The organism is Sneathiella sp. (genome assembly GCF_029233945.1).
Taxonomy (GTDB): domain Bacteria; phylum Pseudomonadota; class Alphaproteobacteria; order Sneathiellales; family Sneathiellaceae; genus Sneathiella.
This window is the reverse complement of the sequence record NZ_JARGOQ010000018.1, coordinates 16,475-40,441: the sequence shown is the minus strand read 5'-3', so window position 1 is coordinate 40,441 and position 23,967 is coordinate 16,475. Positions and strand designations below refer to the sequence as shown.

The 23,967-nt window shown below is 56.3% G+C and carries 23 protein-coding genes; 7 read left to right on the top strand and 16 right to left on the bottom strand.

The annotated features are described in order from the left end of the window. Genes P1U71_RS07960 through P1U71_RS07920 form a run of 9 tightly spaced genes read right to left on the bottom strand, consistent with a single transcriptional unit; the run spans position 1 to position 8,177 of the window. Entirely contained in the window at positions 1 to 978 is a 978-nt protein-coding gene (locus P1U71_RS07960) for a type II secretion system F family protein (RefSeq protein ID WP_301105044.1), read from the bottom strand. Next, the gene (locus tag P1U71_RS07955; protein WP_301105043.1) at positions 975 to 1,931 is read right to left on the bottom strand and encodes a type II secretion system F family protein; all 957 of its coding nucleotides are present in this window, start codon (positions 1,929 to 1,931) and stop codon (positions 975 to 977) included. The genes P1U71_RS07960 and P1U71_RS07955 overlap by 4 nt, the downstream gene beginning before the upstream one ends. Then, entirely contained in the window at positions 1,928 to 3,277 is a 1,350-nt protein-coding gene (locus tag P1U71_RS07950) for a CpaF family protein (protein ID WP_301105042.1), read from the bottom strand. The genes P1U71_RS07955 and P1U71_RS07950 overlap by 4 nt, the downstream gene beginning before the upstream one ends. Position 3,278: 1 nt before the next feature. After that, positions 3,279 to 4,496, bottom strand: a complete 1,218-nt coding sequence (locus P1U71_RS07945; RefSeq protein WP_301105041.1) for a cellulose synthase operon protein YhjQ/BcsQ — start codon at positions 4,494 to 4,496, stop codon at positions 3,279 to 3,281. Between the two features lie 13 nt (positions 4,497 to 4,509). Next, positions 4,510 to 5,142 carry a CpaD family pilus assembly lipoprotein gene (locus P1U71_RS07940; RefSeq protein WP_301105040.1) on the bottom strand — a complete coding sequence of 211 codons (633 nt, stop codon included), beginning with the start codon at positions 5,140 to 5,142 and terminating at the stop codon, positions 4,510 to 4,512. Positions 5,143 to 5,161: 19 nt separating this feature from the next. Next, positions 5,162 to 6,568 (bottom strand): type II and III secretion system protein family protein, encoded by a 1,407-nt coding sequence (locus tag P1U71_RS07935; RefSeq protein WP_301105039.1) that lies wholly within the window; start codon positions 6,566 to 6,568, stop codon positions 5,162 to 5,164. A gap of 5 nt (positions 6,569 to 6,573) precedes the next feature. Continuing rightward, complete coding sequence (gene cpaB / locus P1U71_RS07930) at positions 6,574 to 7,431, bottom strand: Flp pilus assembly protein CpaB (protein ID WP_301105038.1); 858 nt, start codon at positions 7,429 to 7,431, stop codon at positions 6,574 to 6,576. A 5-nt stretch (positions 7,432 to 7,436) separates the two neighbouring features. Further along, on the bottom strand, positions 7,437 to 7,937 hold the full coding sequence (locus P1U71_RS07925; RefSeq protein ID WP_301105037.1) for a prepilin peptidase: 501 nt from the start codon (positions 7,935 to 7,937) through the stop codon (positions 7,437 to 7,439). A 57-nt stretch (positions 7,938 to 7,994) separates the two neighbouring features. Next, a complete protein-coding gene (locus P1U71_RS07920; RefSeq protein ID WP_301105036.1) occupies positions 7,995 to 8,177 on the bottom strand; it encodes a Flp family type IVb pilin in 183 nt (60 codons plus the stop codon). A 610-nt stretch (positions 8,178 to 8,787) separates the two neighbouring features. Here P1U71_RS07920 and P1U71_RS07915 point away from each other — a divergent pair. Next, complete coding sequence (locus P1U71_RS07915; protein ID WP_301105035.1) at positions 8,788 to 10,020, top strand: glycosyltransferase; 1,233 nt, start codon at positions 8,788 to 8,790, stop codon at positions 10,018 to 10,020. A gap of 11 nt (positions 10,021 to 10,031) precedes the next feature. On the opposite strand, the gene P1U71_RS07910 is transcribed toward P1U71_RS07915, so the two are convergent. Then, a complete protein-coding gene (locus P1U71_RS07910; RefSeq protein ID WP_301105034.1) occupies positions 10,032 to 10,946 on the bottom strand; it encodes a glucosaminidase domain-containing protein in 915 nt (304 codons plus the stop codon). A gap of 314 nt (positions 10,947 to 11,260) precedes the next feature. Between P1U71_RS07910 and P1U71_RS07905 the strand changes: the two genes are divergently transcribed. From P1U71_RS07905 to P1U71_RS07890, 4 genes are all read left to right on the top strand, one after another. Next, complete coding sequence (locus tag P1U71_RS07905; RefSeq protein WP_301105033.1) at positions 11,261 to 12,565, top strand: FAD-binding oxidoreductase; 1,305 nt, start codon at positions 11,261 to 11,263, stop codon at positions 12,563 to 12,565. 30 nt (positions 12,566 to 12,595) lie between these two features. Further along, complete coding sequence (locus P1U71_RS07900) at positions 12,596 to 15,013, top strand: FAD-dependent oxidoreductase (RefSeq protein ID WP_301105032.1); 2,418 nt, start codon at positions 12,596 to 12,598, stop codon at positions 15,011 to 15,013. 24 nt (positions 15,014 to 15,037) lie between these two features. Further along, a complete protein-coding gene (locus tag P1U71_RS07895; RefSeq protein ID WP_301105031.1) occupies positions 15,038 to 16,585 on the top strand; it encodes a trimethylamine methyltransferase family protein in 1,548 nt (515 codons plus the stop codon). Between the two features lie 87 nt (positions 16,586 to 16,672). Further along, the gene (locus tag P1U71_RS07890; protein ID WP_301105030.1) at positions 16,673 to 17,005 is read left to right on the top strand and encodes a hypothetical protein; all 333 of its coding nucleotides are present in this window, start codon (positions 16,673 to 16,675) and stop codon (positions 17,003 to 17,005) included. Between the two features lie 3 nt (positions 17,006 to 17,008). On the opposite strand, the gene paaE is transcribed toward P1U71_RS07890, so the two are convergent. From paaE to paaA, 5 genes are read right to left on the bottom strand one after another with little or no spacing between them, the layout of a single operon-like run. Then, the gene (paaE, locus tag P1U71_RS07885; RefSeq protein ID WP_301105029.1) at positions 17,009 to 18,079 is read right to left on the bottom strand and encodes a 1,2-phenylacetyl-CoA epoxidase subunit PaaE; all 1,071 of its coding nucleotides are present in this window, start codon (positions 18,077 to 18,079) and stop codon (positions 17,009 to 17,011) included. Between the two features lie 10 nt (positions 18,080 to 18,089). Next, positions 18,090 to 18,578, bottom strand: coding sequence for a 1,2-phenylacetyl-CoA epoxidase subunit PaaD (gene paaD / locus P1U71_RS07880; RefSeq protein ID WP_301105028.1), 489 nt, complete (start codon positions 18,576 to 18,578; stop codon positions 18,090 to 18,092). Further along, the gene (gene paaC, locus P1U71_RS07875; RefSeq protein WP_367281146.1) at positions 18,572 to 19,333 is read right to left on the bottom strand and encodes a 1,2-phenylacetyl-CoA epoxidase subunit PaaC; all 762 of its coding nucleotides are present in this window, start codon (positions 19,331 to 19,333) and stop codon (positions 18,572 to 18,574) included. Before paaC ends, paaD begins: the two co-directional genes overlap by 7 nt. A 5-nt stretch (positions 19,334 to 19,338) precedes the next feature. Continuing rightward, positions 19,339 to 19,635, bottom strand: coding sequence for a 1,2-phenylacetyl-CoA epoxidase subunit PaaB (gene paaB, locus P1U71_RS07870; protein ID WP_301105026.1), 297 nt, complete (start codon positions 19,633 to 19,635; stop codon positions 19,339 to 19,341). A gap of 13 nt (positions 19,636 to 19,648) precedes the next feature. Beyond that, positions 19,649 to 20,608, bottom strand: a complete 960-nt coding sequence (gene paaA, locus P1U71_RS07865) for a 1,2-phenylacetyl-CoA epoxidase subunit PaaA (RefSeq protein WP_301105025.1) — start codon at positions 20,606 to 20,608, stop codon at positions 19,649 to 19,651. A gap of 167 nt (positions 20,609 to 20,775) precedes the next feature. On the opposite strand from paaA, the gene P1U71_RS07860 reads away from it, so the two are divergent. Beyond that, complete coding sequence (locus P1U71_RS07860) at positions 20,776 to 21,831, top strand: hypothetical protein (protein ID WP_301105024.1); 1,056 nt, start codon at positions 20,776 to 20,778, stop codon at positions 21,829 to 21,831. Further along, positions 21,828 to 22,829 carry a D-erythronate dehydrogenase gene (denD, locus tag P1U71_RS07855; RefSeq protein WP_301105023.1) on the top strand — a complete coding sequence of 334 codons (1,002 nt, stop codon included), beginning with the start codon at positions 21,828 to 21,830 and terminating at the stop codon, positions 22,827 to 22,829. The genes P1U71_RS07860 and denD overlap by 4 nt, the downstream gene beginning before the upstream one ends. On the opposite strand, the gene mtnA is transcribed toward denD, so the two are convergent. Beyond that, on the bottom strand, positions 22,799 to 23,905 hold the full coding sequence (gene mtnA / locus P1U71_RS07850; RefSeq protein ID WP_301105022.1) for an S-methyl-5-thioribose-1-phosphate isomerase: 1,107 nt from the start codon (positions 23,903 to 23,905) through the stop codon (positions 22,799 to 22,801). The two genes, denD and mtnA, sit on opposite strands and share 31 nt — an antisense overlap. Positions 23,906 to 23,967: the final 62 nt, after the last annotated feature.

Genomic DNA, 23,967 nt, shown 5'->3' with positions numbered 1-23,967 from the left:
TCATCCTCCGATCGCGCGCATCATCAGCACAAATCCGGGTCCGGTGGACAGCGCTACGACGGGCGGTAAGATAAACAGGATAAGTGGGATACTCAGGAGCGCCGGCATTCGCGCCGCGTTATTCTCAAGCTCCAGCATGGCGTGTTTGCGATTTTCCGTCGCAACCACCTTCAGCGCTCCGCTGATCGAGGTGCCATAGCGCTCTGACTGCCGCAGGGACAATACGAGATATTTCAGGCTCCTGGAGGCGGTGCGTTCCTCCAGATTGGTGAGCGCCATGGATTTATCGGGCAGAATACGGAGCTCGCTCAAGGTGGTTTTCATCTCCGCCGCGACATCTGGCGCAAAAGGTTCCAATCCCTCAATCGCGCGGGCGAGTGCCACTTCCAGTGTCAGCCCGGCCTCCACACAGAGGATCAGCAGATCGATCATGTCCGGCATGGCCCGCTCGATCCGCCGTTGCCGCTCTCGGATATAATAATTCAGGAGAAAATGCGGCAGGAAGCTCCCCGCGATACCAGCAGAGATGACGAGGACAGCAACAGTAAACGCATTCAGGGGCGAAAAAAGCTGGCTGTTCTGCAAAAAGGCCGTGATAAGGGCGGCCAAAATAAAAAGGACAATACGCGCGTGAATAAAGAGCTTTTTCCAACGTACGGGATCAATCCCCGCCCGGATAAAGCGCCGGTTAAGGCTCTGCTTTTCCTTGGCCGTTTTTCCAAAGGAAAGAGGCCGGAGCCATTTCGCCGAGTTACCGCTTTTCGCCTCCTCCCGCTCCAAATCGATCCTGACCAGCGACACTGGTTTAGATGATCCCCCGCCGCCGTCATCCGCAAAAAGCATAAGCCTCTTGTCGAGACGTTCTGATTTTCTCGCACGGAGGGCAATTATAAAAAAGGTGAGCGCGAGACTAACGCAAAGGCCGGTTGCCATCAGAAGCAGCTTCCCGTCCATTGAGGCGTACCAGAACCCGCTCATTGCAGTGTCCTCAGCAATCGGGAAAGAGTGAAAAAACCGATAAAAATACTGACCCCGGCATAGATCAGCAGGTTATGGCCAATAGGATCATCAAACAGGAAATCGAACTGCGCCTTGTTCGTTGCCGCAAGAATGAGCAGGATAACGCCCGTCACAACGGTCACAATCCGGGCGGAGACACGCGATTCCGATGTCAGGGCCTTGGCCTTCAGATATTGCGCACGGCGATCCCGCAGCACCCGGGCGAGGTTTTCAAGCACTTCCGCATATTGCCCCCCTGTCCGCCGCTGCAAGATCAGGGTTGTCGCCATAAACTGCAACTCCTTTACCCCGATTTCCTTAACCGCCGAGGTAAGCGCCGTTTCAAGATCAATTCCGATGCTGAGCTTTTCCGCGAGGGTACGGAACTGATCACCCACCGGATCAGGCATTTCACGGGCGATCACCTGAAAATTCTCCGGCAGGGACATGCCGACGCGGGCGCCGCGAATGATAATGTCAATCGCTTCCGGCAGCTGATCGATAAACCGCCTGCGCAGCATATTCCGCCGGTAGAGATGAAAGCCGCCATAGCTTCCCGCCAGAAGAAGGGCAGACCCGGCAACAGCAACGGTGATGAGGGGGAATTCCGTCAATGCCGCAGCCATGAGAGTGAGCAGAACAAGCAACCCGACACCCAGAGGGATTGCCCGGCGGGAAAGACGCTGCCATCCGGTGACGGCGCTATCCTCCCGATACAGCGCCGTCACCTCCTGCGGGGAGATTACGGGAAGCGTTTCGCTGTCGCTTTGCGTAGGCTCCAACTCCGCAAGGCGCGCGGCAAGCCGTCTCTCCCCCTCCCCGAGTTTGCGGTAAGCAAGAAAGATGAGCGCAAGGCCACTCATCACGAAGAGGACGAAGGCCACATATTCCACTGGAAAGGGGAGGCTTTCGATCGTGACATCCGGCATCATGGGCGCAGCACCTCCTGCAATTCCTCCAGCAGACCGAATTTGGCAATTTTTTCCTCGAAATGAGGTCGGCCGCCGGAATAGCGAAAGGCGGCTCCACCTGTTGTCGCGCCGCTCCCTTCCTCCACATAGGTAAAGAGGGTCTGGCTGGTGATCACATCCGCTTCCAGACTGACGATCTCTGATATTTCGCGGATAAAGCGCCGACCGCTTGCCCCCCGCTCCACATGGATGACGAGATCGAGCGCGCTGGCAATCTGCTGACGGGCGCCGCGGCTCTGATAATTGGTAAGGGTTGAGAGCATCAGGTTTTCAAGGCGCAAAAGCGCATCGCGCGCGCTGTTGGCATGGATCGTCGACATGGAGCCATCATGCCCCGTATTCATCGCCTGCAACATGTCATAGACTTCCGCGCCCCGCACCTCCCCGATGATGATGCGGTCGGGCCGCATCCGCAGACTGTTGCGCAGGAGATCGCGCTGCGAGACTTCGCCGGTCCCCTCCGTGTTGCGCTGGCGGGTCTCCAGGCTCACCACATGGGGGCGTTGCAGCGCAATTTCCGCCGCATCCTCTATGGTGACGATCCGCTCATTCTCATCGATCAGGCCGGAAAGCGCATTGAGCAGCGTTGTCTTGCCCGAACCGGTCCCGCCGGAAATCAGGACATTGAGGCGACAGCGCGCCGCAATCTCGAGGAATCTTGCCATCGCGACGGAGCAGGATCCGCCCGCGCCAAGATCACTCAGGCTCATGAACTCCTTGGAGAATTTGCGGATCGAGATAATCGTGCCATAAACGGATAACGGCGGTGCGATCACATTGACGCGGCTGCCGTCTTTCAGCCGCGCATCGACCATTGGGTTTGCCTCATCCACCCGACGGCCGACGGAGGCTGCAATTCGCCGCGCAACCTCCAGCACATGATCCTCATCACGAAATCTGTAGCTCGTAAGCTCCAGCCGCCCGTCCCGTTCCACATAGACCGTATCGGGCCCGTTGACGAGGATATCCGTCACCTTCGGATCGGAGAGCAGATTTTCGATCGGGCCGATGCCGACAATATCGTCAAACAGCTCCCGCGCAATGGCGCTCTGTTCCAGCCAGTTGACTTGGAGCTTTTCCTCATCAACAATTTTGGAGACTGCCTCGGCAATCCGGAGGGAGAGCTGCTCGGGCGGCATGGTGGAGGCGGCGGTCGGGTCGATCCGGTTAAAAAACTGCTTTCTGACGCGTCCCACCAGTTCCGGTGGCACGGGAAATTCCTCCTTCTTTTTTGCAATACCGACAAACTCTTCACCCGGCTCGGCCAGGCTCTGGAGCGGATCGCTTTCGGGTCGTCGGCCAAACATTTTACCTTCCCCTTAAGCCCGGGAACCACCCACGTCGCGTTGGTGCTTCCTTCTGATCGATGAGGTTCGACGCCAGTCTCCGATAGGCCTCTGTGATCGGCGCCTTTTCTCGGGCGGCGGGCTTGCCGTTCAGACTGGCGATCGCAAGCTTTTTCTTGTCGAACGGGATAATGACATTGATCTCTCGATCCATAAAACGCCTGATTTTCTCGACCGGCACATCCCCGCCATGACGCGGCCGCGCCTGGTTAAGCACCAGAAGTATCCTTTTCTCCGGCAGCTCTGTTTTCAGGGTTTTTAATGCTCTCGCGCCGTCCCGCACCGATGCCAGTGTCTGATCCATTACCAAAACACGGATATCCGCATTTTGCAGCAATGCCATCGCGACATCGGGCTTTCCGCGATCCACATCCTGGAGAATAAAATGATAACGGCTGCGCAAATGCTGCATCAACTGCGCGACGGCGCCCGCGTCATAGGCAGGTGCGCCGGCAAGATCCGCATCAGAGGCGAGTAGTTTCAGCCGTTCCTCCACCTCCAGCGTGGCGCGATCAACAAAGACAGTGTCGATCCGGTCCGGATCGGTGAGCAGTCCCGCAAGGCCGGGGGTCGGCTCCAGCCCCAATTCTAGAGCGAGTGTACCGGAGGTGAGGTTCAGATCAGCGAGCATGACATGGCGGTTGTGATGATTGGCGAGCAGCCAACCGGTGTTAAGCACGGCCGTTGTCGCCCCGACCCCGCCCCGCGCCCCATAAACCGCAACGGTTTTCCCTGCGCGCGGTTCGGGGCTGCGGGCGGCGATCCGTCCACTTGCCCGCGCGACGGCCCGAAAGAGAAGATCGCTCGGTACCGGCTTGACCAGATAGTCCGTAACGCCGATTTCCATCAGGTCGCGATAAAGGCCGACGTTATCCTCGGTCCCGAGCACCACCACATTCACCCGTGGAGGGCAGATATCCGCAAGCGCCTGCAAATCGGAGAGAGGCAGCGCAACCTTCGAGATATCGACGATCAGCACCGTCGGCATGGGCTTTTCTCCGTAATCCCGGATCACTTCACGGAGAGAGCCCCGCCGGATATGTGCCGCCTCATACCCCCATTTAGGCAACAGGTCCTTTAGCTGTTTTTCCGTCTCTTTATCCGCGACATAGGCCGCCGTCGGCACCGCGCCGTCCGCATTGGGAAAGGTGACAATCTCTGGTGTATTCCGTACCGTCATATCCTGTTCCTGTTTAATTTTCAGCGGGTGGAAAGGGCCTCGGCGGAAGGGATTGGTATGTTGCGATGGCCTTCGCCTCTGAGCGGGCGAGCGGCGGAACGAGATATCCATCCGGCCCCGTATTTCCCGGACGCACCAGACTGACCAGCCGGTTGCGGTTGACCGCGCACCCGAAGCCCGGTGTTTCCCACGCCACATGATCAACCAACCGACGGTCCAGATGAGCGCCACAGTCCTCAAGTGTATAGGTATAGTATGTTAGCTCCACATCGAGAACAGGGCCCTCCTCCGCTGTTGCCGGGGCGGCAGGCGACACTTCCACAGCGCTAAAGCGATAGAGGCCCGACTGCTCCAGCAGATGGAAAATCTCCTCCTCCGTGAAATGCATGCCGCGCGCTTGGAGGCGCATATATCCGGGCGGATCGAGAGTCAGTTTCTGCAGGAATTCGGACAACGCCTGTCCGTCCCGCGCCTTAAGCGAGCGATCCATGCCGTCCTCAAAGAAGGAAATGCGGTAGCTTTGACTTTGAACGGAGGATTTCGCTAGACTTTGGGGAAGTTGACCGGATTCTTCATACCCGCCGCAGCCAGTCAACAGGCCGAACGCAGATAGAATAAGAAGACCCGCCGTTATAAAACGTCGCATTCTGGTGCCTTTCTCTTCCTCAATAGATATAGCCCGCTGGCCCCTTCAGGGTCAGGCCGTCCTGCCCCATGCCTTGTGGTATTTCCGGCGCCAGCGTCGGGAGTGCCAGCTTGCCTGTCGTCATCTTCTCCGCAAGACCTGTCGGGTGATACTTATCCGCCGGGCTTGCGAACAGGGCGTTATTTCGCGGCGTAACGATATTCGCCGTCGCAATGATCACAAGCTCGGTTTCCATCTTCTGATACCGGCTGGAGCGGAACAGCGGACCCAGGATCGCGAGATCAGCGAGCCAGGGAACTTCATTGACAAGATTTCTCGTCTGGTTTTGCAGCAGGCCCGCCACCGCGAAACTCTGGCCGCTGGCAAGCTCAATTGTCGCCTCTGTCCGGCGGACGGCAATGCCGGGTATCTGGAAATTATTGACGACAACCGCGCCAACTTCGGAAATCTCGCTCACCTCGGGCCGAATATGAATGCCGATCCGCTGATCCGACAGCACCGTCGGGGTGATATCAAGGATAACACCGAATTTCTTGAACTCGAATGTCACCTGATCCTCATTCGCGGAGACCGGGATCGGAAATTCCCCGCCCGCAAAGAAACTCGCGGTTTCGCCGGAGCGAGAGGTGAGATTAGGTTCCGCCAGAATGGTGATGAGATTTTCCTCGGCCAGAGCATCGATTACGGCGGAAACAGACCCTTGACTACCGCGATACCCAAGCAACCCGCTCCCGCCGATGTCGGAGTTCGCGGAACTCGGGATCAGGCTATCGCCAAGCACGGCGGGCCAGCGATTGGTGATCAGCCCGATAGCGAGCGATCCCGGGTTCAATAACACATCCCAGTTAATGCCAAGGTTTTTGGTGGCTTCCCGATTCATCTCGACAATACGCACCCGGATATTCACCTGCGACGGGGCCATAACCTCCATCCGGTTGACGATCTCCTCCCCCTCGCCCAGAAATCCGCGAACGACGGAGGCGATCTGCTCCGCCTGCAAGGGGGTGCGCGCTATGCCTGAGAGAAGAATGCGCCCCGGGCTGGACTGAACAGCAAGATTGCTCATCGGAAATTGCTCAGAAAGAAGAGTTGAGAGCGTCACAAGATCGCGCGTAACCGTAACATATTGATCGAACAGCACCGCGCCACCCGCCCCGATCGCCATCACATGGGTCCGCCCCGGCGCCTTGCCGAACACGAAGAGGCCGTTGGAGGCGGTAATCTGGATATCCGCGATCGCCGGATTTGTCACCAGAACCTCGGCGATGGGAACATTAAGCGGAACGAGATGACCCTGGTTCACATCGAGCGACAGAGGCGGCTTGTCTCCGGCGGTGCGCGCAAAGCCGGAGGGGGGAGAAAGCAAGAGAAGAACCGCCAGCATCAGGAGTAAGTAGCCGATTTTTTGCAGGCTGTTTCTCATCATGCCCCCTATTTTCCTGCCGGTAGTGACAGGGTAACAACGGAAATGTCCCCGCCGCGCATTATCCGTATGTCGCGTGAATGATCCTGCGTAAGTGCCGCCGGAGCTGGCTTCAGGTCGGGGAATAGCTCGCCCGCTGAAAAGGCGGTCTTTTCAGACGGAGAGGCAAGCTTTCCGGTATCATTGCCCCTCCGCAAGGAAATCCGCAGTTTGCCGATTGCCTCGGCCATGGAGACAAGTTCAACGTCATCTGGGGACAGCGCAAGCGTCAGGGTCTCAGATGACCTTGTGGCGTTGATTGCCTTCCTCTCAAGAGCCGTCTCCACGGCAACAATACGACTATTCTCCAGTATGGTTTTGACAACTGTCTCGCCCGCCCGCACGGCATGGGCGGGCGTGACATAGGTGAGGATCAGATCGACATGATCACCGGGGCGCAATTTTTCAAAGTCGCTAAGATTGTGAATTGCAACGGGGCGGGCGCGCATCCCGTCCGCCAACAATGTTTTGAGATATTCTGCTTCGGATGGCCGGACAAAATAGATATCCTGAAGATAGGCGCCCTTTTGCAAGGATCGCGTAAAAGCCGCCCCCTGCCAGTCGGCAAGGTCAGTGTTTTCGCGGATCAACAAATGATCTCCCGTCCGGCCGCGCGGCACCAGATGCCATGCCACCTGACCCTTATCAAGGATATCACCCCGCTCCACGTTCCTTTCGAGCCTGAGCGCCCATATCTCGGGGGCTTGCGCAACAGCTGGTGATGCCGGATTGGTGCTTTCCGCGAGGTGAAAGAGATATTTGTTCCCAAGGTAGAAGGCGGACCCCAAAAACAGGGCGGCGAGAAGGATGAAGACAAAACTTCTCATCGCGATCACCCCATACCCTTCAGGTAAGTACTATAAAGCGCCACCGTGCCACCCGCCGCGATGGCGACGCCGTAGGGCACAGTCGGCGCGGCTCCCTCATCCGTTATCATGCCATGTTTCAAAAATGGCGTGAGCGCCCATTCGCGCATCAACCTTAAGGTCGGCATTATGATAAAGAGAGCGAGAAGGCCGCCGCAAAGCGCTGTTATAATAAGGAATTCAGGTCCCGCCTTCGGCCCGACCCAGAGCATGACTGCGGTTGCCAGCTTGACATCGCCCCCACCGACCTTGCCGAAAATAAAACCGGTCAATAACAGGACAAACAATCCGCCCGCCCACAGCATATGATCCCGTATATGAAGTGGCTGAACCGGAAACACCGCGTACAGAATAAAGAGCAGCAGCAACGTCAGGGATACCCAGTTACGGATCAGGCGGCGCGTGAGATCGGTATAGGCGGCCAACCAGAGCATTATAATTGCCAGAATAGGATAAATGGGTGCCATGCTGCCTTACCTCTCCCGACGCGGGACGCCCTGGACGGAAGCTAAGAAGTTACAAAACTAGTTCGTGCTACCACCGCCTGATCCGGAAAGATCGATATCGTTAAAGGCAGTTTGAAGCTTGGTATAAAAAGCCGTTCCAGCAACACCGACCACTGCCGCCGCCGCCGCCGCCATCAGGGCGTACTCAACGGCCGTGACGCCGCTTTCATCCTTTAAAAGGTTACTCAGGATTTTTCTCATTCTCTCAACCCTCCTGTTAAAAATTTGGGCGCGCCAAACTTATTTCATGCAGATAGACACCCTTATTGATTGTTATTCTCCTGAAATCATCAGAAAAAGATCACATTATTGGGAACCGGCAAAATCATCCTTTGCCAGCGACGCTCAGTTTCATCTTAAATTTTTACAAAATACGCGACAAAACTCTTGGTTTTGATACTAATAAATATAAAGTTTATAGTATCTTATTTTTGTTGATATTTTTCAATGTACGTCGATTTTGATATTAAAATTTTTAATCGATTTGTCAGTAATTTTTTCTCTTATTTATAGTTAATAGCGTATTTAATGAGAATTAATACTCGTAAAAAATATATTAGCGAGTTTTGAAGTAATATTTCAGCACTTTTATAGTGTATTTATATATTAAATTCCCGCTCGCTTAACTAGTTTTAAAGAATCGCCTCCTACTCAAAGAGCCAATTTCTGGATATGTCAATTCTCGTAAGGCAATCCATCCTGTTGGCGCTGAAGCCGCTATTCTTTCGTGCAATTATCCCGGTTCGCACATATAAAGTTGAACTATCCGCCGGAACCCCGTATACGCGAAGCAGAACAAGCGGAGGCCAACATGAACAAGATCGAAAGCGCGAGACGTATCTTGATCTATAGCCACGACTCATTTGGTCTCGGCCATTTAAGGCGTTGCATGGTGATGGCCAACTCGCTGGTCGAGCAGAACCAGAACCTGTCGGTTCTTATTCTTTCCGGCTCTCCCATCATCGGCAGCTTCGATTTCAAGGCCCGCGTCGATTTCGTCCGCATCCCCGGCATCATCAAGCTGCGCAATGGGGAATACACGTCTCTCAGCCTCCATATCGACACAGAACAAACGCTGGCCATGCGCGCCTCCATCATCCAGCACACGGCGGAGACGTTCGATCCGGACATATTCATTGTCGACAAGGAACCCTATGGCCTGAAAGGTGAGGTCGCTGATACGCTTGAGATGCTGAAGGCATCGGGGACCCATCTCGTGCTCGGGCTACGCGATGTTCTCGATGACCCATCCCTGCTGGAGCCGGAGTGGGAGCGTAAAAATGTCATGCCCGCGCTAGAGGATCTTTATGATGATGTCTGGATTTTCGGCGTCAAGCAGATCTACAATCCGCTAACCGGCCTCGATATTCCGGCCAGCGTTAAACGGAAAATCACCTATACTGGATATCTGCGACGCTCGGCCCCCGCCGTATCGCAACCGGCCATTCTTGATGAGATGACGGAGCCCTATGTGCTCGTGACCGTCGGCGGTGGCGGTGATGGCGATGTCCTGACGGACTGGGTCCTTCGCGCCTATGAAGGAAACAGGCAACCACCGCTTAGCGCCTTGTTTGTCCTCGGTCCCTTCATGCCGCCCGATACCCGCGCCAGCTTCCGCGACCGGATACAGCAATTGCCGCGCGTTCGGGCCGTGACGTTCGACAGCCATCTGGAAAGCCTGATGCAGGAAGCCTCCGCCGTTGTGGCGATGGGCGGATATAATACTTTCTGCGAAGTTCTCTCGATGAACAAGCGTGCCCTTATCATCCCGCGGACCGTGCCGCGGCTGGAACAATATATCCGGGCGACCCGCGCGGCCGAGGCCGGACTGATCGGGGTTCTCGTCGATGACGATGAACGGGCGAGCGACACCATGCTGACGGCGCTGCGCCATCTCTCCCAGCAGAAAAAACCGTCGGAAGTGGTTATTCCGGGACTGCTGGACGGGCTGACCAATTTAAACCGGCTGGTGAGCTTGCGTTTCAAGGCCGTTGACAAGCGGCGGGCGGACATGTCCTCGGGACAGGCCATTGCCTCCGATTGATCGGCTGCGGCTTATTTAAGAACCAGATACATGATTTTCCCGTCCGCGAGCTTGGCCTGATCAAGTGGCGACAAATTATTGCTGGACATAATCCCCTCGATATTTCTGACATAAGCTTCCCCCCGCTCGGAGTATTTGATCAGCGTGCCGACCAGATCGGGGCCTGTTACGGCTTTACCGTCCGCCCGCAGCGCTGCCCGTCGGTCCCGGAAGCCGGCATAGGAGTCATGGGAATTCAGATTAAGCATATAGGCCCGCACTGAATCGAGCGGTGTCTTGAAGGCCGCGACACTATAGTTGCCCTTGCTCTTGCGCTGCTCTTTCGGCTTGATCCCGCCCTTATAGCTCCACTGCCCGAAGAGCGCGTTTCCCTCCGCCGCAAAGCGTGACGTGCCCCAACCGCTTTCATCCACCATTTGCGCGACAATCAGGGACGGCGGAACAATATCCATCCGTTTCTTGATCTCCCGCCAGAACGCCGCGTCATACTGGCCTCCAGCAAGACCATATTCTTCCGCCTGCTCTGCGAGCCATTTCTGGTCATGGGAGGAAAGCGTCTGCCCCGCCGTGTGATCTTTCTCAACGGATGTCAGTTTCTTTCGGTCTTCACGAAGGCCATGATTGGCGACAAAAGCGAGTGGAATGGAGAGGCGGAAGAAGGTGCGCTTTTTCTCCGCCACGGGCATATCCGGCGCCACTTTTTTCCGCCATTCCTCCGGGATATCGAGGATGGCATAGGGCGGAACCTCTTGCGTTCCCGATTTCCATTCCGGGATTGAATAGCCGTTCCGCTTGAAGAAGCTGGCAAAATCATCGAAATTCCGGATCGTGATCGTCTCCGCCCGAAGCGGCACCGCCGTCCCAAGCAAAAGGGCACTGGCAATGGCCCCGCAGACCAGCCGTTTCAACATACTCATCCTCTTCATAACTCGATACTCCCCCGCACTTCTGATATTTGAAATTATTATGCCATGAATTAAAGCCCGCCGGGAGCCTGTTTAGGATTATTCTCTCTGCGACTCTGTCATCAAAATGTCAAAATCGCGAAAATTTCGGCCCCTGCCTTTGATCTGCAGCCATGACAATTTACACCCTGCCGACCCGCTTTTTTATGAAAACGACATGACATTAATTTTTTCATACCGATGTTCTTAACTTGAGCAGTTTCCGCTTGCATGGGCTCTTCCACAGGGAAATAGTTGAGGAAATCACAAGGCAAGCGGTATGGGAGATACAGCCGATGAGCGATAAATTTGATGCCGTCATAATCGGCGCCGGGGTTATCGGAGCCTGCATTGCCTATGAACTCTCAAAGGCCGGACGCAAGGTTCTGTCCATCGACCGCCTGCCTGCCTCCGGTTTTGGTTCCACTTCCGCCTCCTGCGCCATCATCCGCACCTATTATTCCGCGCTGGATACCTGCGCCCTCGCCTATGAGGGCTGGTTCTACTGGAAGAACTGGGCCGACTATGTCGGGGTGGAGGATGAAAAGGGCCTGATTAAATATCATGATACCGGCGCGCTGATCGTGAAGACCCCGCATAACGACTATATGCGGAAAATCTGCGCCCTGATGGACAAGATCGGCTGTCCTTATGAAGATCTGACGCCGGAACAGATGCATGAAAAGCTGCCGATTATTGATACACATCAGTTTGCGCCGGTAAAACGGCCCGATGATCCCGCCTTTGGCGAGCCGACAGGCGAAAGTGTGCCGGGCGGCGTCTTTTTCCCGCGGGGGGGCTATGTCAGTGACCCGCAGCTTGCCGCCCATAATGCGCAAGTTGCAGCGGAGGCTCATGGCGCGACTTTCAAATTCAACGCCGAAGTCGTGGCGATCCGGCAGGAAGAGGGCCATGTCACTGGCGTTACGTTAAAGGACGGCACCGAGATTGATGCGGAAATCGTGGTCAATGTCGCCGGGCCGCACTCGGGCAAAATCAATGAAATGGCGGGTGTGCTGGAGGATATGAAGATGACCACCCGCGCTCTTCGTCATGAGGTCGCGCATGTCCCCTCTCCCGCAGGGTTTGATTTCGAGACCGATGGCGTGGTCTTGTCTGACAGCGATGCCGGAATTTACTGTCGGCCGGAGCTTGGCAATCATATCCTGATCGGATCGGAGGATCCGAAATGCGACACGCAGGAATGGGTCGATCCCGATAATTTCAACGAGGACTTTACCGAGCAATGGAACGCGCAAGTATTGCGCCTTGCGCAGCGCTTCCCGGAGATGGGCGTCCCGCGCCAAACCAAGGGCGTTGTCGCGCTCTATGATGTGACCCGGGACTGGGTGCCGATCTACGATAAATCGAGCCTGGGCGGATATTACCTCGCCATCGGGACCAGCGGCAACCAGTTCAAGAACGCGCCGGTCGCCGGGCGAATGATGGAAAAGCTGATCCGTGAATGCGAGGCGGGCCGCGACCATGATATTGATCCGGTCCATTTTCATCTTGAAAATATCGATTATGACCTTTCCATGGGTACTTTTTCGCGCAACCGGGAGGTCAGCCAGGACAGCAGCTTTACTGTCCTTGGATAGAAGAAATGAACTAAAGAAGGGGGAGAGATCATGAAATCCCATGTTAAGGTCGCCGTCATCGGTGGGGGCGTTGTCGGCTGTTCCGTCCTCTATCATCTTGCCAAGCTCGGCTGGACCGACATCGCACTGATTGAACGCTCCGAACTGACGTCGGGCTCCACCTGGCACGCCGCCGGCGGGTTTCACACCATCAACTCCGATACCAATATCTCGGCCCTGCAAGGGTACACCATCAAGCTCTATAAAGAGCTGGAGGAACTGTCGGGTCAATCCTGCGGTTTGCATCATGTCGGCGGCATTACGCTTGCGGGGACGCCCGACCGGATGGATTACCTCAAGACCGAACGGGCGAAACATCGCTATATGGGCCTTGATACCCATCTTGTGGGACCTGAGGAGATCAAGAAACTCGCGCCGATCACCAATATCGAGGGTGTGATCGGCGGGCTTTATGATCCGCTGGACGGCCATCTCGATCCGTCCGGCACCACCCATGCCTACGCCATGTGCGCCCGCAAGCTCGGCGCGGAGATTTACCTTCGCAATCCGGTGCTGGAACTCAACCCTCAAACGGACGGTAGCTGGCAGGTTGTCACCAAGGACGGCACGATCCATGCGGAATATGTGGTCAATGCGGGCGGCCTCTGGGCGCGGGAGCTGGGCGAGATGGTCGGCATCTTCCTGCCGCTGCATCCGATGGAGCATCAATATCTGGTGACCGAGGATATCCCGGAAATCTATGAACTCGGGCGGGAGCACCCCCATGTCATGGATCCGGAGGGGGAAAGTTATTTAAGGCAGGAGGGGCGCGGCCTCGTCATCGGCTTTTACGAGCAGGAATGCGATCCCTGGGCGGTCAACGGCACCCCGCTTGATTTCGGCCATGAACTGCTGCCGAACAAGCTGGACCGCATCGGCGACAGCATGGAGTTTGCCTTCAACCGCTTCCCCGTGCTGGAGACGGCGGGCGTCAAGAATGTCATCAATGGCCCCTTCACCTTTGCCCCCGATGGCAACCCGCTGGTCGGACCGGTGCCGGGGCTCAAGAATTACTGGTCGGCTTGCGCCGTGATGGCGGGCTTTAGTCAGGGTGGCGGTGTCGGGCTGACGCTTGCCGAATGGATGATCGAGGGCGAACCGTCGCGCGATGTCTTCGCCATGGATGTCGCGCGCTATGGCGACTATTGCTCCCGTCCTTATGCGCGGAAAAAAGTCACCGAAAATTACCAGCGGCGCTTCAGCATCTCCTACCCCAATGAGGAGCTGCCCGCCGCGCGCCCCTTCCAGACGACGCCTGCCTATTCCATCTGGAAAGAACAGCGCGCTGTCTTTGGGCAGGGCTACGGGATGGAGGCGGTCAATTACTTCGCCCCGGAAGGGGAGCCGTTACTTGAAACACCCTCCTTCCGTCGCTCCAACGCCTTTGGTGCGGTTGCCGCCGAATGCAAGGCCGTGCGGGAGAAAGTCGGCATCACCGAAATCCATAACTTCGGCAAATACAAGGTGACCGGCCCCAAGGCGGCGGACTGGATCGATATGATCATGGCGGGGCGCGTGCCCAAGGTTGGGCGCATGAGCCTGAGCCCCATGCTGAGCCCGAAGGGGCGATTGATTGGCGATTTTACCATTGCCCGGCTGGCCGAAGAAGAGTTCCAGCTTACCGCCTCCTTCGGGGCGCAAGGATATCACCTTCGCTGGTTCTGGGACCACCTGCCGGAAGAGGGCGTCGAGATCGAGAATGTCAGCCTCAAACGGATCGGGTTTCAGATTGCAGGGCCCCGCGCGCGCGATCTCCTCGCCAAAGTCACCTATGAGGATGTCTCGACAGAGGCCTTTCCTTTCATGGCGGTGAAACGCATGGGCGTTGGCCTGTCAGACGCCATTGTCCAGCGGGTGACCTATACCGGCGATCTCGGCTATGAGATTTATGTGCCCGCAGATGAGCAGATCGGCCTTTATGAAGTGCTGGCCGAGGCGGGCGTGGAATTCGGCCTCACCCCGTTCGGCATGCGCGCGATGATGAGCCTTAGATTGGAGAAATCCTTCGGTTCCTGGCTCAGCGAGTTCAAGCCCGACTACACGGCGGAGGAAACCGGACTCGATCGTTTTGTTTCCTATAACAAGCCCGCCGATTTTATCGGCAAGGCGGCCGTCCTGAAAGAAAAGGCGGAGGGTGTTAAACGCAAACTCTCCACCTTCGTCATTGAGGCGCTCGATGCCGATGTGCATGGGGATGAGCCGATCTGGAAAAATGGCAAGATTGTCGGCTTCGTGACCTCCGGCGGTTTTGCCCATTATGTCGAAAAATCCGTCGCCATCGGCTTCACTCCGCCTGAAATGATTGAAGACGGCGGTGACTTCGAGATTGAAATCCTAGGGGAAATGCGACCCGCAAAAATGGTGCTGGACCCCCTGCTCGACCCCACCGCGTCGCGGATGCGAGGATAGTCTTAGCCCCGAAAGGAAATAACCATGGCAGCAGGAAATGAACGGTCTTCCGGACGACGCTCCCGGCGCGGCCATCGGGTCAAGGCGAGCTTCACCCAACTTCCCCGCCAAAAAGTGGTGAATACTTTTAAGCCTGTCGAACTCCTCTCCGAAGATCAGGTGGAGGACATCCATAACGCCTCCATGGATATCCTGGAAAATATCGGCATCATGGTGCGCCTGCCCGAAGCGCGGGATATCCTGAAAAAAGCAGGGCAGAAAGTCGACGAGGAGACGCATATCGTCTATTTCGACCGGGATTTCGTGATGGAGGCGATGTCCCATGCCCCGTCAGAATTTACGCTGCATGCCCCAAACCCGGAATGCGACCTAGACATCGGCGGCCGAAACCTCGTCTTCTCGATGGTGGCCAGCACGCCCAATGCCATGGATATGGATGGCGGCCGGCGAACCGGCAACCGGAAGGATTTCCGAAACTTCCTGAAACTGACCCAGAGCCTTAATATCCTTGGGTCCAGCGGCGGCTATCCGGTCGAGCCGGTTGATATCCACGCCTCCATCCGGCATCTGGAATGCGGACGGGACTATGCGACCTTAACCGAGAAAGTGCCTTATATCTATTCCCTCGGGCGCGACCGCAATCTCGACGGGATCGAGATGGCGCGCATCATGCGCGGCATCAGCCATGAAGAGATGCTAACGCAGCCAAGCCTCTTTACCATCATCAATTCCAATTCCCCCCTGATGCTGGATCAACCCATGCTGGAAGGTATTATCGAGATGGCGAAGCATGGCCAGGTGGTGATGCTGACCCCTTTCACACTTTCGGGCGCGATGGCGCCGGTCACGCTGGCGGGGGCGCTCGCCCAGCAGAATGCGGAAGCCCTCGCCGGGATGAGCCTTGCGCAGACCGTGCGGCCCGGCGCGCCGGTCGTCTATGGCGGCTTTACCTCCAATGTCGATATGAAGTCCGGCGCACCCGCCTTCGGCACACCGGAATATGCCAAGGCGACCATGGCCAGCGGTCAGTTGATCCGCCGCTATGGCATTCCCTTTCGGTCCTCCAACGTGAACGCCTCAAACGCCCCGGATGCACAAGCGGCTTACGAATCCGAGATGTCGCTCTGGTCCCTCGTCCTTGGCGGCGCCAATTTCGTCAAGCATTCTGCGGGCTGGCTGGAAGGCGGCCTCAGTGCCAGTTTCGAGAAGGTGATCATGGATGTGGAGATGATCCAGATGATGATCGAGATGATGAAGCCTATTGATACCTCGCCTGAGTCCCTTGGCCTTGATGCCATGCGGGAGGCCGGTCATGGCGGGCATTTCTTTGGCACCCAGCATACGCAGGAGCGATACCAGACCGCCTTTTACGAACCGATCCTCTCCGATTGGCGAAATTATGAAAGCTGGGTCGAGGCGGGCGCCCCCGATGCCATGAAGCGCGCGAACACCATCTATAAATCCATCCTCGCGGAATATGAGCCGCCCGCCCATGATCCGGCCCGGTTGGAGGAACTGAACGAATTCATCGACAAGCGGATTGCGGCGGGTGGCGTCAAAACGGATTTCTAGGACTGCTCAGAAAATATTACCATAGACATATTGTCTGGGCGCGGTTTCGGCCTAGCTGTAAGATATGAGCCTTTTCCGGAGTTTATCATGCGCCACCTGTTTACCCCGCTTGTCGCCTTATGCCTTTCCGTAGCCTTCGTCACTGTGGCTTCCGCCGATCTTGTCAGCGGACGTTGTCAAAATGAGATCGAGAATGAAATCGCCAGTCTCGCTATCCTGAAAGAACGGATCAAGGACGTCTCAATCCTCAATATTTATGACGGCAATGGTGTCGGTGGCGGGCGCATCGATCATATTGAAGGATGGGTATCCTTCAATGACTGCAAGGGCAATCTTGTTATAAGCGTAAATAACGCATGCCTTCTGGAGCAGGTCTATACGACCTATGAATGCCGGGTGCCGGGCGTCAAGAGTTACTGATCGTCACGCGTCGTAATCAACGACTACATCATCGCTGAGCGGATGCGACTGGCAGGTGAGCACGAAGCCTTCCGCCACTTCATCGTCCTCCAACGCGTAATTGATATCCATCCGCACCTCTCCCGTTACTACCTTCGCACGGCAGGTGGAACAAACCCCTCCCTTACAGGCGTAAGGCAGGTCAAGGCCCTGCATAAGGGCCGCATCGAGGATGGATTTCCCCTCCTCTGTCATCTCAACATCAGAACGGCGACCATTCAGAACAACCGCAACCTGTCGTGTCGGGCCGATATCTTCGATAGCAGGCGGTGCCAGTCCCGCATTCTTCGCGGCCTTGGTGATAAAAAGCTCGAAATGGATATGCGATTTATCCATCCCTTGCGCTTCAAGCGCGGCTTCCGCCGCATGGATCATCTGTTCGGGCCCACAGAGGAATGCCTCATCCAGCTTTGCCACATCGATCACGCTCCCGAAGAGCGCCGCGCATTTTTCCGCATCTATCCGGCCGTTGAACAGTTCCACATCCTGATGCTCCCGGCTCAGGATATGCATGATATTCAACCGGTCCGGATAGACATTCTTTAAGTCCTCAAGCGCCTCAAGAAAAATGATCCCCGAAACATTGCGATTTCCATAGACCAGCGTAATGCGGGAACTCGGCTCCGTCTTCAAGATCGTCTTGATGATCGACATAATCGGCGTGATGCCGCTGCCCGCCGCGACGGCGAGATAATGCTTGGCGTTCTCCGGCAAGAGAGGCGTGAAAAAGCGCCCCTGCGGCTCCATCACCTCAATGACTGCACCGGGCCGGAAGTTTTCATTCGCGTGATTGGAGAATTTACCCCCGGCAATTTTTTTGACGGCGATGCGTAAATCAGGCTCCCCCACCGCGCTGCAAATCGAGTAGGATCGGCGCACTTCCTCTCCCTCCAGCATCTCTTTCAGCGTCAGATGCTGGCCTTGCGTGAAAGAGTACGCTTCCTTCAACTCATCCGGCACATCGAAAGAGACAGAGACAGCGTCCTTTGTCTCCCGCACCACGTCCTTGATTATGAGGGGATGGAAAATCGTCATTTTTGGGGGCCTATACACATTTGAAGTAATCGAAGGGTTCCAGGCAATCGAGGCACTTGTATTGCGCCTTGCAGGCGGTCGAACCGAATTCGCTTACCCGGTCCGTATTTGTGGATTTACACTGCGGACAAATGACGCCCTCATGACCGAGAAGTGCCGCCTTCCCCTTGCTTGCGGGGGGCGCAATGCCATATTCCTCAAGTTTTCGCCGTCCCTCCGCCGTGATCCAGTCCGTCGTCCAGGCGGGGGAGATTTCTGATCTGATCTCGAAATCCGATACGCCATGGAGTTTCAGCATATCGGCGATATCCGCCTCGATCACCTCCGTCGCCGGACAGCCTGAATAGGTGGGTGTGATCACGACGGCAACCCGGCCGTCCTCACCTTCCTCGATGCGGCGAATAATGCCGAGATCAGCGATGCTCAACACCGGGATTTCCGGGTCCTTCACGAGGGCCAGAATACTCTCGATATCCTCATGGGCGGCAAGGGCTACCATTTCGCATCCGGATAGGCGCGCGGCAGGAATTGCATCTCGGCGAGAATATAGCCCAGATGCTCCGAATGCTTGCCGTCCCGGCTCCCGCGGACAGACCAGCTGTCTTCGGGCCGGATAAGCGTCGCCTCCGCCAGAACATCGTTGACATACCCGTCCCATGCCGTGCGGAGCGCCGTCACATCGACGCCAATCCCGTCCGCAACCATCGCATCATCCACCGCGTCCATGTCGAACATCTCCGGAAGATAGCCCCAGATCGCATCAATGGCGCGCTGCATCTTCTCATGGCTTTCGTCCGTCCCATCGCCGAGACGGATGATCCAGTCCGTGCTGTGACGCCGGTGATAGGTCGTCTCTTTCAAGGATTTGGCGGCAATTCCGGCAAGCCGTTCATCCGATGACCGCGCCAATGCCTCGAACTGGAGATACTGAAAGCTATCAAAGAAAAACTGCCGCGCCATGGTCGCGGCAAAGTCGCCATTGGGCTGTTCCAGCAGGAGAAGGTTGCGCCAGTCTTTGGTATCGCGGAAATAGGCAAGCCGGTCTTCATCCCGCCCCTTGCCTTCCACCTCGCCAGCGTAGGAGAGGAACATCCGCGCCTGCCCCAATAGATCGAGGCCGATATTGGTGAGCGCAAGGTCTTCTTCCAGCATCGGCGCATGGCCGCACCATTCGGCAAGCCGCTGCCCGAGGATCAGGCTGTTGTCCCCAAGACGCAGGAGATAGTCGAAAAGCATATCGTTATCGGTCATCATGCGCCTCACATATGGCCGACTTCATCGGGCAGATCGAAAAAGGTCGGATGGCGGTAAAGCTTGTCATCGGAAGGCTCATAGAAACTGCCCCGATCCTCCGGGGAGGAGGCAACAATATCCGTCGATTTCACCACCCAGATGCTGACCCCTTCGCTGCGCCGGGTATAGACATCCCGCGCCGCCGTGAGTGCCATTTCTGCATCCGCCGCATGCAGACTACCCACATGCTTGTGATCGAGACCGTTCTTGCTGCGGATAAAAACCTCATAGAGCGGAAGTTCGTTTGTTGTCTCTTTACTCATGCCGAAAATCTCCTTATGCGGCTTTCGCCTTACGGGATTCTTTTTTGCGAGCGTAGGCAAGCGCCGCATCGCGCACCCATTTTCCGCCGTCATGGGCCTCAACACGTGCCTGAAGCCGTTCCCGATTGCACAGGCCGTTGCCTTTTACCACGGCCTTAAACTCCTCCCAGTCAATCTCGCCGAAATCGTAATGCTTGCGTTCTTCATTCCATTTGAGTTTGTCATCCGGAATGCGCAAATTCAAAAATTCAGCCTGCGGCACCGTCGCATCGACAAATTTCTGGCGAAGATCATCATTCGACTGGCGCTTGATCTTCCATTTCATCGATTGGGCGCTGTTGGCGGAGTTTGCATCATTCGGGCCGAACATCATCAGGGTCGGCCACCACCAGCGGTTCAGCGCATCCTGCGCCATCTCTCGCTGTTCTTCCGTGCCTTGCGCCATGGTCATCATAATCTCGTAGCCCTGACGCTGATGAAAACTCTCTTCCTTGCAGATGCGGATCATCGCCCGTGCATAAGGGCCGTAGGAACAACGACAGAGCGCAATCTGGTTGGTGATTGCCGCGCCATCGACAAGCCAGCCGATCGCGCCGATATCCGCCCAGTTAAGCGTCGGGTAATTGAAGATGGAGGAATATTTCGCTTTGCCGCTATGGAGCTGTTCGAACATCTCATCACGGGAAATACCGAGGGTTTCAGTCGCGCTGTAAAGATAGAGCCCATGACCGCCCTCATCCTGGATTTTCGCCATCAGGATCGTTTTGCGTTTCAGGCTCGGCGCGCGGGTCAACCAGTTCCCCTCCGGCAGCATCCCAACCACTTCCGAATGGGCATGTTGCGACATCTGGCGGATCAGGGTCTGGCGGTATTTATCCGGCATCCAGTCTTTCGGCTCGATCCGTTTTTCCGCTCCCACCTTTTCCTGAAAAGCCGCTTCCAGCTCTTCCAACTCCCAATCACTCGAATCCATGTAACTCTCCCAAGCTCTAGGATGTCATTATGATACATTATAAATTATTTTTCAATAATATTTGTATCATAATGTTTATGTAAGCAGGGCTGGCGAAATGGGCTGGCCGATGTATACTTCCTGCACATAAGAACAACAAAAACACTTACCGGATCGGGATGAAACTCATGCTGGAAACATCAACAAAACAAGACAGATACTCTGCCGTCGCCTCCCTCTATCACGCCTATTTTACCGGACTGCTCCTGACCCTCGCCCTCCGCAAGAGCCATGCGGCAGCTGGCGACCTCAGTTTTCATGTCTTCCGCCGCCAGCATCACGAGAAATTTCTTTCAAGTTTCGAAAAACTGGGCCTATCCGATGTTCCCGATGCCGTCGCCTGCGCACAGTATCATTATCTCTCCAACGGGGTTGGCGGCGTTCCGGTGGAGTATATGTATGAAAGCGATGACAAGGCCTGGGTGCATTTCTGCCACCCCCGCTGGATCTATGACGGCGCCGCGATCTGCGGCGTCCCGCTGGAAGTGAATCACGGGTATCTCAAGGGCTGGTACGCGCAGAATGGCGTGAGCCTTAAAAACCCGCGCCTTGGTTTCGTCTGCACCTCGCAGGATATGGACGGGCAGTATGGCATGGCCGGCTATTTCAAGGTCTTCGATCACGACCTCACGCCGGAAGAACGGCTGCAATTTGCGCCGGGCGAACTGGCGCCGCCGTTCGATCCCTCTGCCGCGCCAACATTGGACTTGTCGACCTGGCCGGAAGAACGATTGCAGAAAGCCAATCGAAACTATTCTATGGAATATGTAAAGAACGCCTTCATTATTCTTGGCGATATGTATGGCCCGATGGAGGCGACAACCTTCGGCGGTATCACCGCGCAGCTGATCGGCAAGCAGTTCTATCGCCAGACCGCCGACACCCTCGGCATCACTGGCGACAGCATCGAAGCATTCGCCCGTTATCTTGCCGGAATGATCGATGGCCATGATGACGAGGTGGAAATGGTGAAGGACGGCGATGCGTTCCTCGTCCGTCAGAAAGGCTGGCGCCTGATGCGCGGTACAGGCCCCCACCCCGCCAGCGTCTTTGATAGCTGGAACCAGCTCTGGCAGGGTGCCCTTGCCGTGCATAACCGTTATCTCGTGCTGGAAGTACTGCAAAGGCAGGATTATGGCGATGACTGTTTTGAGTGGCGTATCCGGGAAAGGAAAGCTGCATGAAGGTTGTCATCACCGGCGGCGCAGGGTTTCTGGGCAAACGGCTTGCGAAAGCCTTGCTCGCGAAGGGACATCTGACCGGACCGGATGACGTGAAAACGGAAATAACCGAGCTTGTCCTCTTCGATATCGCGCCGAGCAGCGAATTAACGGATGACCGCGTTCGTTATATCTCTGGGGACATCTCCGACAAGGCGACGGTTAAAAAGCTGATTGACGAAAATACCGCCAGTATCTTTCATCTCGCCGCCGTGGTGAGCGCGCAGGCCGAGGAGGATTTTGATCTCGGTTTTCGCATCAATCTCGATGGCACCCGGCATGTGCTGGAGGCCGCGCGCGCCCTCCCCCATACCCCGAAGCTGCTGTTTACGAGTTCCATCGCGACTTATGGCGGACCGCTTCCCGATGTGGTGGCTGACGAGACGGCGCAAATGCCGCAAACCTCCTATGGAACCGCAAAAGTCATGGGAGAATTGCTCGTTCAGGACTATAGCCGCAAGGGATATATCGACGGACGGTCACTGCGCCTTCCGACCATTTCCGTACGGACCGGCCTGCCCAACAAGGCGGCCTCCACCTGGGCTAGTTCGATCATCCGCGAGCCGCTCTGCGGGCGGGATGCCATCTGCCCGGTGAGCGAGACAACGCCGATGGCCTGCATGTCGCCGGCGAAGATTATCACCGCCCTGATCCATGCCCATGACCTCCCCGCCGAGGCGTTCGGGGCGACACGGTCCCTCCTCCTCACCGGGATATCGATCACGGCGGGCGAAATGGCGGCGGCGGTAGAACGACACAAAGGCAACCGGCAACTCGGCCGCATAGTTTGGGAGCCTGATCCCGATATCCAGAAAATCGTTGATGGCTGGCCCCGCGCAACACAATCAGCACGCGCGGAAAAGCTCGGTTTTCAGAAGGACGACAATCTCGATGATATGGTGCGCGGCTTTATCGAGGAAGATCTTGAGGATCAGCTCGCCTTATATTCAAGCCGGTCGTAAAGCCGTGCGAGGCCTTCTTTCGACGCTTCCGCGACGCCGCGTTCGGTGATCAAGCCGGTCACCAGCCGCGCCGGGGTAACATCAAAGGCATAGTTGGCAGACGCACTCTCATCCGGCAGGATGCGAACCTCCTTGATAGTACCCGCTCCATCTTTTCCCTGAATATAGTCGACCTCATGGCTGTCGCGAACCTCGATCGGGATATCCGTCACCCCGTCATCGATTTCCCAGTCGATGGTCGGGCCCGGCAAGGCCACATAAAAGGGCACATTGTTATCCTTCGCCGCGAGCGCCTTCAAATAGGTTCCAATCTTGTTGCAGACATCGCCCGCCGCTGTCGTCCGGTCCGTACCGGTGATACAAAGATCGACCTGCCCATGCTGCATCAGATGCCCGCCGACATTATCGACAATGAGCGTATGATCAACGCCATGCTTGCCCAGTTCCCAGCAGGTGAGATGTGCCCCCTGATTGCGGGGCCGTGTCTCATCGACCCAGACATGAACGGGAATGCCCGCATTATGCGCCTTATAGATTGGCGAGAGCGCGGTGCCCCAATCCACGGTCGCGAGCCAGCCTGCATTGCAATGGGTGAGGATATTGAGGATGCCTGTCTTGCCTTTTTCCTCCCAGATCCGCTCAATTACGCCAAGGCCGTGATCGCCGATGGCACTGTTGATTGCCACATCCTCATCGCAGATTTGCGCCGCCTTCTCATAGGCCGCCGAGACCCGTTCGCTTTCCGGCAGCGGCAGGAGCAATTCCTGCATCGCCCGGATCGCCCATCTGAGATTGACCGCTGTTGGTCGGGTCGCAATAAGAGTTTCGCATATTTTTTGAAGCGCCGCGTCGCTCGCATCTTCCCGCAATCCAAGGCAGACACCATAGGCCGCCGTCGCCCCGATCAGCGGCGCGCCCCGCACCAGCATCGCCCTGATTGCATGGGCCGCCTGATCAAGTGTCGTCAGCTTTTCGATTAGAAATTCATGGGGCAACCGTGTCTGGTCGATGATATCAACGGACCAGCCGTCTTCCGCCAGCCAGATACTGCGATACGGCGTTCCATCCACTTTCATTTGCTGCTCCCGGATCGTGAAATGAGGGGGAAGTTTAACGGGAAAAGCCTTGCTTCGACAGT